The sequence below is a fragment of the Acinetobacter sp. VT 511 genome, from assembly GCF_001077515.1.
Classification (GTDB): Bacteria; Pseudomonadota; Gammaproteobacteria; order Pseudomonadales; family Moraxellaceae; genus Acinetobacter; species Acinetobacter schindleri.
The window spans coordinates 1-10,025 of sequence record NZ_LFRE01000079.1 but is presented as its reverse complement, the minus strand read 5'-3'; the positions used below and the strand labels follow the sequence as shown (position 1 = coordinate 10,025).

The 10,025-nt window shown below is 42.0% G+C and carries 10 protein-coding genes, 1 tRNA gene and 2 pseudogenes; 12 read left to right on the top strand and 1 reads right to left on the bottom strand.

Annotated elements, in window-relative coordinates:
• From ACS72_RS17565 to ACS72_RS12150, 3 genes are all read left to right on the top strand, one after another.
• Positions 1-417 (top strand): transposase family protein (locus tag ACS72_RS17565; protein WP_212771693.1); only part of this gene is annotated, 417 nt, incomplete at its 5' end.
• A complete protein-coding gene (locus ACS72_RS12155) occupies positions 365-835 on the top strand; it encodes an IS5/IS1182 family transposase (RefSeq protein WP_048882279.1) in 471 nt (156 codons plus the stop codon). The genes ACS72_RS17565 and ACS72_RS12155, both read left to right, overlap by 53 nt.
• Before the next feature lie 3 nt (positions 836-838).
• Positions 839-1,372, top strand: coding sequence for a hypothetical protein (locus ACS72_RS12150; protein ID WP_048882278.1), 534 nt, complete (start codon positions 839-841; stop codon positions 1,370-1,372).
• Positions 1,373-1,383: 11 nt separating this feature from the next.
• On the opposite strand, the pseudogene ACS72_RS12145 reads toward ACS72_RS12150, so the two are convergent.
• A pseudogene (locus tag ACS72_RS12145) lies at positions 1,384-2,545 on the bottom strand (IS3 family transposase).
• A gap of 230 nt (positions 2,546-2,775) precedes the next feature.
• Between ACS72_RS12145 and cysS the strand changes: the two are divergent.
• From cysS to ACS72_RS17560, 9 genes and pseudogenes are all read left to right on the top strand, one after another.
• Positions 2,776-4,197, top strand: a complete 1,422-nt coding sequence (gene cysS, locus ACS72_RS12135; RefSeq protein WP_048882276.1) for a cysteine--tRNA ligase — start codon at positions 2,776-2,778, stop codon at positions 4,195-4,197.
• Positions 4,198-4,262: 65 nt separating this feature from the next.
• Positions 4,263-4,338, top strand: a tRNA-Gly gene (locus tag ACS72_RS12130).
• A 273-nt stretch (positions 4,339-4,611) separates the two neighbouring features.
• Positions 4,612-5,589: a KpsF/GutQ family sugar-phosphate isomerase gene (locus ACS72_RS12125; RefSeq protein WP_008305405.1), complete on the top strand. Its 978-nt coding sequence runs from the start codon at positions 4,612-4,614 to the stop codon at positions 5,587-5,589.
• Positions 5,590-5,592: 3 nt separating this feature from the next.
• Positions 5,593-6,132, top strand: a complete 540-nt coding sequence (locus ACS72_RS12120) for an HAD family hydrolase (protein WP_008305404.1) — start codon at positions 5,593-5,595, stop codon at positions 6,130-6,132.
• A 33-nt stretch (positions 6,133-6,165) separates the two neighbouring features.
• A complete protein-coding gene (lptC, locus tag ACS72_RS12115) occupies positions 6,166-6,714 on the top strand; it encodes an LPS export ABC transporter periplasmic protein LptC (RefSeq protein WP_004894330.1) in 549 nt (182 codons plus the stop codon).
• Positions 6,698-7,264 (top strand): lipopolysaccharide transport periplasmic protein LptA, encoded by a 567-nt coding sequence (gene lptA / locus ACS72_RS12110; RefSeq protein WP_004812577.1) that lies wholly within the window; start codon positions 6,698-6,700, stop codon positions 7,262-7,264. The genes lptC and lptA overlap by 17 nt, the downstream gene beginning before the upstream one ends.
• Positions 7,264-8,004, top strand: coding sequence for an LPS export ABC transporter ATP-binding protein (gene lptB, locus ACS72_RS12105; RefSeq protein ID WP_008305403.1), 741 nt, complete (start codon positions 7,264-7,266; stop codon positions 8,002-8,004). The genes lptA and lptB overlap by 1 nt, the downstream gene beginning before the upstream one ends.
• A gap of 229 nt (positions 8,005-8,233) precedes the next feature.
• A pseudogene (locus ACS72_RS12100) lies at positions 8,234-9,183 on the top strand (TolC family protein); the annotation flags it as partial.
• 78 nt (positions 9,184-9,261) lie between these two features.
• A protein-coding gene (locus ACS72_RS17560; protein ID WP_228156260.1) for an IS5 family transposase occupies positions 9,262-10,013 on the top strand; the annotation gives its coding sequence in 2 pieces (ribosomal slippage) (positions 9,262-9,496 and positions 9,496-10,013; 753 coding nt in all).
• Positions 10,014-10,025: the final 12 nt, after the last annotated feature.

The following is a 10,025-nucleotide window of genomic DNA, read 5'->3' as shown; positions in this document are numbered from 1 at the left end:
TATCTGGTGCATAATCTGCGGATGAAATACATCGATTCAAACAAGCTTTCTGATCCTCAGTTCAAGCGATACACAGGCATCTCATGGTCAACTTTCTATTTGATGGTTGAGCAATTGCAGAAGCATGTCTCTGCCAAAGGCAGACCGCCCAAGTTAAGCCTGGAGGATCAGGTTCTGCTCTGTCTGAGCTATTGGCGGGAATACCGAACCTTATTTCATGTCGCGACGAGTTACGGGGTTTCAGAGCCCACAGCCTCAAGAATTGTCCGTCATGTTGAAGACTGCCTGATTCGGTCCAATCTGTTTAATTTACCCAAAGATTTACCCGAGGGCGAAGGCATCGACTGGAATGTTGTGATCTTGGATGCCACGGAAATTCCAATCCAAAGGCCTAAAAAAACAGAAGAAAAGCTATAGCGGCAAGAAAAAGACCCATACCTTTAAAGTACAGGCCATGATTCACTACAAAACTCAGCAAATTCTGAGTTTATGTACCAGTCGCGGTGCAGTGCATGATTTCGAGTTGTTCAAACGCAATTTAAACCAGATTCCTTTTGGGGCTTTTATCCTTGCATATAAAGGCTATCAGGGGATTTATGTGTTGTATCCGAATAGCCTGTTGCCATTAAAAGCCAAAAGACACTGTAAATTGGATCCTGAATTGAAAATCTATAATCAGGAAATCAATAAAAGAAGAATCGGAATTGAGCATGTATTTGGCAGCCTGAAAACCTTCAAAATCCTTGCTGAGCGTTATCGAAATAGAGGTAAAAGGCTTGGTTTGAGATTCAATTTAATCGCTGGAATCTACAACTTGGAACTGAGCAAAAAATGATTTATGAAAGAGGTCTATTTAATAAAAAATTATTTACATAAAATTGAATTAACTGATAGCTCCATTGTCTTAATAGATGTAAAAGTTGAAGATATAGAAAAGATTGAATATCTAAATAATCAGGCGGTAATCATTTTAAAGAACGGTGAAAAAATAGCAGTTGATAATTTTGATATAGAAGAAAGCTCGCTAGTTTTTAGAAATGAGCAAGCAGAATTATTTTTATTTGATTTTAAAACAATTGCTTATAACCCTATAGATAAAATTGAACCATTATTATATGGACAGTCAGAAAGTTCATTTGTAAGTGTTTGGCCATTTGTTGGTTTAGCGCTTGGTGGAGTTGGTTTAATTGCGGGTGCTGCAGGAGGTAGCGGGGGTAGCGGATCATCAGAAGCAGTAACAAAAGTGAAAAAGCCTCAGGATGTTATCATCGGTAATGGTGATTCATTTATCAATAAAGAAGAAGTTCAAGATGATAAGGTTGAAGTCACTGTAGACTTACCTACAGGCTTAACAGATCAGGATAATGAATAGCCACCAAAATTCTAGACACACATAATCATCTTTTGATGGGCCTTTTCATAATCTAATGGAGAACGCTGACCATTGGAACCATGTCTGCGTTTTGAATTGTAGAACATCTCAATATATTCAAAGATATCCGACCTTGCTTCAGTCCTGGTCGCATAGATTTTCTTTTTAATTCGTTCCCGCTTTAATAGCTGGAAGAAGCTTTCTGCAACAGCATTGTCATGGCATGAGCAGTATACTGCGCAAGTCGTCTACTCATACTACTTTCAAGATTATGATGCTTGAGAAATGTCTGCCATTCATGACTGGTGTATTGGCTGCCTTGGTCAGAATGGATTAGGACTTTGTTCTTTGGGTTTCTTCGCCACAAAGCCATCAATAACGCATCTAAAACCAGATCTGCCGTGATTCTGGATTTCATAGACCAGCCAACAACAAGACGTGAAAACAGGTCAATCACCACCGCAAGATATAGCCACCCTTCATGAGTGCGGATATAAGTGATGTCAGTCACCCACAGCTGGTTGGGCTGAGTTGGATTAAATTGTCGGTCTAAAGTGTTTGCGGCAACGACAGCCGGAACACCAGCATGAGCTCTAGGTTTACGATAACCACGCTGCGATTTAAGACCATTCGCCTTCATGAGCCGATGTACTCGATTAATCCCGCAACTTTCACCAATATCTTTCAAATCACAGTGAATCTTGCGATAGCCGTAGACTCCACCAGATTCCAGCCAGAACTGTTTAATCAGTCCTGAAAGCTGTTGCCGTTTCCTCGCAGTTTTACTAGTGGGTTGCTTTAACCAGGCGTAATAACCACTGTGATGCACATCTAAAGTTGAACATAAACGACGAACAGGCCATATGTGCTGATTGTCCTGAATAAAGGCGTACCTCATTTGGACTGGCTTGCGAAGTACACCGCGGCCTTTTTTAGAATATCTCTTTCTTCTGTAACTCGTTGCAGCTCTTTTTCTAACTTTGCTAATTCTGCACTTGGATCATTAGATTCTGTTATCTTGGGTTGCTGTGGATCATAACGTTTGATCCAGGCATACAGACTATGGGTGGTGGTTCCTAAACGTGCAGCAACTTCGGCCACACTATGACCTTTCTCAGTAACTTGCTTTACTGCTTCAATTTTAAATTCTTCAGGGTATCGTTTACTGCTCATAAGCACCTCGTTAATTAGCCATTTTATCTAACTAAAAGGTGTCTACAAAATCGGTGGCTATTCACTAAAACTGCGAGTAAAAAAAGACTGGTTAGATATTGGTCTTTTTTTTTAATTCTTAAATTCATTAATGAATTTGCTAATTTTATAAAAACATATCTTAAAACTTTATGAAAAATAATGCTTAGGTTAAGATGAGCCATCATTTGTAAAAGCATTCTAGAAGACCTATGCAACCATTTGTTCTATATAACTCAGAGCAACGTAAAAAAGTAGAATTTGTGCCTCGTAAAGAAGGTCAGATTGATCTGTATGTCTGTGGTATGACGGTTTATGACTACTGTCATATCGGACATGCACGTACAGTGGTTGCATTCGACTATATTATCCGTTTCCTGCGCAGTCAGGGCTGGCAGGTGAAATACGTACGCAATATCACCGATATTGACGATAAAATCATTAAACGTGCCAATGAAAATGGTGAAAGCATTTCATCACTGACCAGCCGTTTTATTGATGCGATGAATGAAGACTTTGCCAAGTTAGGCTGTCTTGCACCAGATGCTGCACCAAAAGCCACCGACTATATCGATCAAATGCAAAATATGATTGGTACCCTTGTCGATAACGGCACAGCATATCCAGCCAAGAATGGTGATGTGTATTTCGAAGTTGAAAAATTTGCCAAATATGGTCGTCTTTCAGGTCGTAAGCTAGAAGATATGCAAGCCGGTGCTTCTGAGCGTGTTGACGTTGAAGTTGAGAAAAAACACCCGTTTGACTTTGTGCTTTGGAAACACGCCAAAGAAAACGAACCATCTTGGACCTCTCCGTGGGGTAATGGTCGTCCAGGCTGGCATATTGAATGCTCTGCGATGTCAACTTGCTGCCTCGGCAACCATTTTGATATTCATGGTGGTGGTGCTGACTTAAGCTTCCCTCATCATGAAAACGAGATTGCACAATCTGAAGCAGCGACAGGTGAACAATATGTGAACTACTGGATGCATGCCGGCTTCATTAATGTCGATGGCGAAAAGATGTCGAAGTCTTTAGGTAACTTCTTCACTATTCGCGATGTGATTGAAAAATTCCATCCAGAAGTAGTGCGTTACTTTATCGTCTCTTCACACTATCGCAGCCCAGTGAACTATTCTGATGTAGCATTAAAAGAAGCGAAAAATACGCTGATGCGTTTCTATCATTCCTTTAAAGCTTATCAAGCGGTATATGGCGAGCAAATGGTTGAAACACTAGATCAAAGTTTTGTTGAGCGTTTCAATGCAGCCATGTGTGATGGCTTTAATACCCCAGAAGCCATTGCTGTATTGTTTGAATTGAATAAAGAGCTAAACCGTGCAGTAAAAGATCAGAATCAGGAACAGGCCGCTGTTTATTATTCTACTTTGCGTCATCTCACCAATATTCTGGGTCTGGTACAGCACAATGTCGACGAATTCTTGAAGTCTGATATTGGTCAGGAAGCGTTAGGCTTGTCTGAAGCGCAGATTGAAGACCTGATCCAGCAACGTAAGGATGCCAAGAAAGAGAAAAATTTTGCTCGTGCCGATGAAATCCGCCAGTCCTTATTGGACCAAGGGGTGGTACTGGAAGATACGCGTCAAGGTACGGTATGGCGTCGTGCTGATTAATTCAGCAGTTGAGTCGGTAGAGAGTTGACAGTTAGCGGAAACTCTTTATAATCCACTCCCATATTGCGGGAATAGCTCAGTTGGTAGAGCACAACCTTGCCAAGGTTGGGGTCGCGAGTTCGAGTCTCGTTTCCCGCTCCAAAATTCAAAAGACCCTGATCGGAAGATTGGGGTTTTTTATTGTCTGTGCAAAATAAAAAGGAAAATCAGAACTGATTTTATATGATTAAATTTTGAATAATGAGGGGCTTTTAGTCAGGCAAATTTCAAAACATTCAGTTTAAGTTTTATGAAAAGCCATACATTTTGAAACCTGTAATTTGCATAGATATGATAAAATTGCGAAAATTATTTTTGCTAGACTGAGTCAACTCTGTATAGAGTTAAGGTAAACCTACTTTGAACCCACCAAATATGCCAAATCAAATAGACTTCCAGAAAGTTGCACTTGAAACACTGCGTATCGAAGAACATGCATTACAGATTTTAGCTGCCCAAATCGATGAACGTTTTAGTCAGGCATGTGAAATTATCCTGCAGTGTAAGGGGCGTCTGGTGATTACCGGGATGGGGAAATCCGGGCATATTGGCCGCAAAATGGCCGCGACTTTTGCCTCTACAGGTACGCCTTCATTCTTTATGCATCCAGGTGAGGCGGGACATGGAGATCTCGGCATGCTGGTGCCGGGTGACGTACTGATTGCTATTTCAAACTCAGGCAAGAGTGATGAAATCATGATGCTGATGCCTCTGATCAAGCGTCTGGAAATTCCTTTAATTACCATTAGTGGTGACGACAAAGGCCCTATGCCACAAAATGCCGATGTCGCTTTAACTTTGGGTAATCTGCAAGAGGCTTGTCCGCTGGGTCTGGCACCAACTTCAAGTACTACAGCGACTCTGGTGTTAGGCGATGCTCTGGCTGTAGCGCTGCTAGATGCACGTGGTTTTACTGCTGACGATTTTGCCCTTTCACATCCAGCGGGTGCCTTGGGTAAACGCTTATTGCTGCATGTAAAACATCTCATGCATACAGGTTCGGAATTGCCAAAAGTGTCACCAGATACACCGATGAATCAAGTTTTATACGAAATTTCAAATAAACGTCTAGGTTTAACCACAATTGTCGATCAAAATGATGTTCTGCTGGGTATTTTCACGGATGGTGACTTGCGCCGATTGATCGATAAGCAGCAAGGTTTTGATGTCAATTTGCCGATCCAGGAAGTGATGACCAAAAATCCTTTGACGATTTCTCAGGAAGCACGTGCTGTAGCAGCGCTGGAACGTATGAATGAACATAAAATTAATCAATTTGTAGTTGTTGATGATGCCAATAAAGTCATTGGTGTAATTAGTATGCATGACCTGATTCAGGCTGGGGTAAATTAATAGATGGCATCTTATGTATTATTAGAGCAGGCACGTCATATTGAAGCACTGGTGCTTGATGTTGATGGGATTCTAAGTGACGGTTTTGTTACGCTGACCAATACGGGAGATGAGATCAAATCCTTTGATATTCGTGATGGTCTAGGTATGAAGCTGGTTCAGCAGGCTGGAATTAAAGTGATTATCATCACTGGACGTCAAAGTAATATTGTACAAAAACGTATGTCTGATTTAGGGGTAGACCTAGTCTATCAGGGACGTGAAGACAAAGGCGTTGCCCTCAAAGAAGCTTGCGCTCAGTTGAATATCGATCCTGAAGATTGCCTGTATATGGGCGATGACTGGCCTGACCTCTCAGCTTTTGCGATTGCTGGCATGAAAGTGACAGTTCCAAATGGTCATGTCGAAGTACGTCGTCGTGCCGATCTGGTGACTCAGGCGATGGGTGGTCGTGGTGCAGTGCGCGAGATCTGTGACATGCTTTTAATGTCTAAAGGTGTTTACCAAGAATTACTTGAAAAGTTTACTCGTGCGCCATATTAATCAACTATACGTTCTGGATTAAGTACACTGCTTATGGATACTAAAGTTTTATACGTAACCGCGATTATTCTCGCAGCCATAAGTGGTGGTTATTATTATTTCAGTGGAAGTGGCAATAAGCTTCAGGTAGATGCTGCACGCAGTATGAAATCCACGGCTGAAAATATTAATTTGACGCAGACCGATGAAAAAGGTGAGCTGGCTGTTCGTGCTCAAGTCGATCGACTCGAGCAGGATATGCAGAAAAAAACCTCGAAGCTGGAAAATATGAATGCTTCTATGTACAAGGATGGCAAAGTAGATTCTACTTTTTATGCCAAACTTGTGAATGGGTACGAGGATAATACTAAAGTGATCCTTTCTCAGCAGGTGGTAGCAACCAAGATTCTGCAAGATGGTCAGCTTCAGTTCAAGACAGAAGAGTTAACAGGTTTCCCTAAAACACGAGAAATTGAAACGGATAAAGCTGTAGAAGTAACGACTCCACAAGCTGAGTTTATCAGTCAGGGCTTGAAGGCAAATCTAAATGACGGGCAATACGAATTTTTTAATATTCGAGGAAAGTATGAACCAAATTCTTAAACCTAAAATGACGACTACTTTCCTGAAGCGTACTGCGCTTGCTGCTGTGCTCGGGTTTACTTCACTCGCAGCATTGGCAATTCCTTCAGACCGCCAGCAGCCTATTTCACTGGTAGCTGACCGTGCAACTTTTAATGAGCGTACCGGTATCACAACTTATACCGGTAATGTCATTATTGAGCAAGGGACCATGAAACTTCAGGCAAACTCAATTGTGGCGAACCTGAATAGCAAGAAGCAAATCAGCACGATTACAGCAAATGGCAGTCCTGCACGTTTCCAGCAACAGATTGATGCTGCTAAAGGAATTGCGAAAGGTCAGGCACAGAAGATTGTCTACAATGCTGATACCGGTATTATTACCCTGACAGGTAATGCCTTCCTGGAACAGGATGGGGCCAGTATCCGTGGTAATACGCTTCGATACAGCATGAATAAGGGTGATATTGAAGCTGTCGGTACGCCAAATAAAACTGGTTCCTCTTCAGGTCGTGTACAGATTGTGATTCCACCATCCAGTTCTAAATCCTTCCCGGGAGCACGTGACTAATGGCTGAATCAAAGGTTCAAACTTTAACCATTAAACATCTGGCGAAAAACTATAGTAAACGTTGGGTGGTGAAGGATGTATCCTTCAGCATGAAAAGTGGTCAGATCGTTGGTTTGCTTGGACCGAATGGTGCAGGTAAGACCACCAGTTTCTATATGGTGGTTGGTCTGGTGCGTATGGATAAAGGTGAAATATATCTGGATGATCTGGATCTCTCAGATTTGGCCATGCATGAACGTGCCCGTAAAGGGGTTGGTTATCTGCCGCAGGAAGCTTCTATTTTCCGGAAGCTTACCATTGCTGAAAATATCATGGCGATTCTTGAAACCCGTAAGGAATTGACCAAAGCCCAGCGTCAGCAGCGCCTGGCAGAATTGCTGGCAGACTTTAAGATTACCCATATCAAAGATTCTCTGGGCATGAGTGTCTCTGGTGGTGAGCGTCGTCGTGCGGAAATTGCCCGTGCGCTGGCAGCTGATCCAAAATTCATGCTACTTGATGAACCCTTTGCCGGGGTCGATCCGATTTCTGTCGGAGATATTAAAGACATTATCACAACCTTGAAAGATCGTGGTATTGGGGTATTAATTACTGATCATAATGTGCGTGAAACTTTGGCAATCTGTGAGCATGCGTATATTGTCAGTGAAGGTGCAGTGATTGCAGAAGGTACACCACAAGAAATCCTGAATAATGAAACTGTTAGAAAAGTGTATCTGGGTGATGACTTTACCGTGTAATTCGGCTTTATTACCTTAATCAAGCCCACACAGTCAACTTTAGCGTTGTTGTGTGGGATTTTTTCGTCGAAAATATTTTAGTATCATCAATTTTAAAATATGTTTGGTATATAGTTAGTTTAAAAACGACACCAATAATCATGCTATTGCAAGCAAAAAAATTAATAAACTTCGGGGTAATTTACAGGGAAAAAAAAGGGTATTTATCGCCTTTTTATTGCCTTTGCAAATGTCTCAGGTTTATGCGGCAGATACGGAAAAGGGATATTTTCAGGGATTCAAACAAGGGGTCAGTAAACTATTCTCCCCTGAACCTGTGAAATCCTCACATACGGTTGCTCTGCGGGATTTGAGTAATTATCAGCTGGATACCTCACGTGTTCAGGAGTTGCCCCAAGTAGGCGGTTTTCAGAATGGTACTCGTTCCCAGAATAATATTCCAGCGATGGGCATTCCCAGACGCATTGATCTCAAGGATGCTGTACTTACAGCAGTTCAGCGTCGTCCCGAGATTTCACAAAGTATATCTTCGCTGTCCTCTCAGGCTGCCAATATTGATGTCGCAAAGGCACAATACTATCCACAGATTTCGGGTGGATTTGGAACAGCAGATTTAACCAAGGGTGAGCGCGGTCGTCAGGTAGTTTCCCTGAATGCGACCCAAATGCTATATGATTTTGGCAAGTAAAATCCAGCGTAACCACTGAAGAAGCCAAGCTTGCCGAAGCGCAGGCACGGGTTTTAGTTAGCCTGGATCAGATTGCACTTGAAGTGGCAGATGCCATTGTCAATATCAAGCGCTATCAAGAAATCACCAAGATTGCCGAGCAGCAGAAACAAGGGATTGCACGAATTGCGGAAATTGCCAATCTGCGAGCCAAAGCCGGGATCAGCAGTCAGGCCGATCCGATTCAGGCCCAATCCAATCTGGAAGCTGCAGAGAATAACCTGATTGTGCAACAAACCCAGTTACGTCAATATCAACAAAAACTGCGTACTTTACTCGGCTTTGATATATCCAATGTAGAGTGGGAAATTCCGGATAGTCTGATTCAACAGGCCGGACTTTACCAGGAGCCTGAATTTACCAGTATTCCAACGTTGATGTTGGCACATGCTGGCGTGGAAGTTGCACGTTCGCAAAAGGAGCAGGCCAGGTTAAATACTTATCCTACCATTAGGGCGTGTCCTCATTTGAAGAATTGGTTTTAAATACTTAAAATCCTCCTTTGAGTTATTTTTATTTCTATATTTTCAATGGCACGTACTCTTCTTACCGATGATATCTGGCAGCAAATTCAAGATACTATGCGATTACATGGTTGCTACCGTTCAAAGAATAGTAGAAATATCATGGAAGCGATCTTATGGAAACTGCGTACAGGCGCCACATGGCGTGATATTCCTCAAGAATTTTGTCCTTGGCAAACTGCTTATAATCGTTTTAATCGTTGGGCAAGCAAGGGATTGTGGAATAAATTTTTTTTAGATTACGAGGCGTCTTGGATCAAGAATGGGTATTCATTGACGGAAGCTACATACGCGTGCATCAACATGCAAGTGGAGCTCGGCATGGTTTCGAAAGAGCAATTGGACAATCACGTGGTGGACGAACAACAAAAATACATCTTGCAACCGATGCGAATGGATTACCGATTGATTTTAAAATCACTGGGGGTGGCGTCCACGACAGTCAAGTTGCAAAACAACTGATTGATACTGTAGGCGAGGCAACTTATCTCATTGCTGATAAGGGGTATGATGCTGAGCACATTAGAATATATGCCCAGAACAAGGATATGATTCCCATCATTCCAATGAGATCAAATAGTAAAAGATCGAATAAGGAGTTTGATAAATATCTATATAAATTAAGACATTTAGTTGAAAATGTGTTTGCGAGATTGAAGCATTTCCGAGCGATTGCAACCCGATTTGATAAGCTTGCACGAAATTACCAGTCTATGATTTACATTGCTTGCATGTTTATTTGGTGTAAAGCCAAATGAGGACACGCCCTA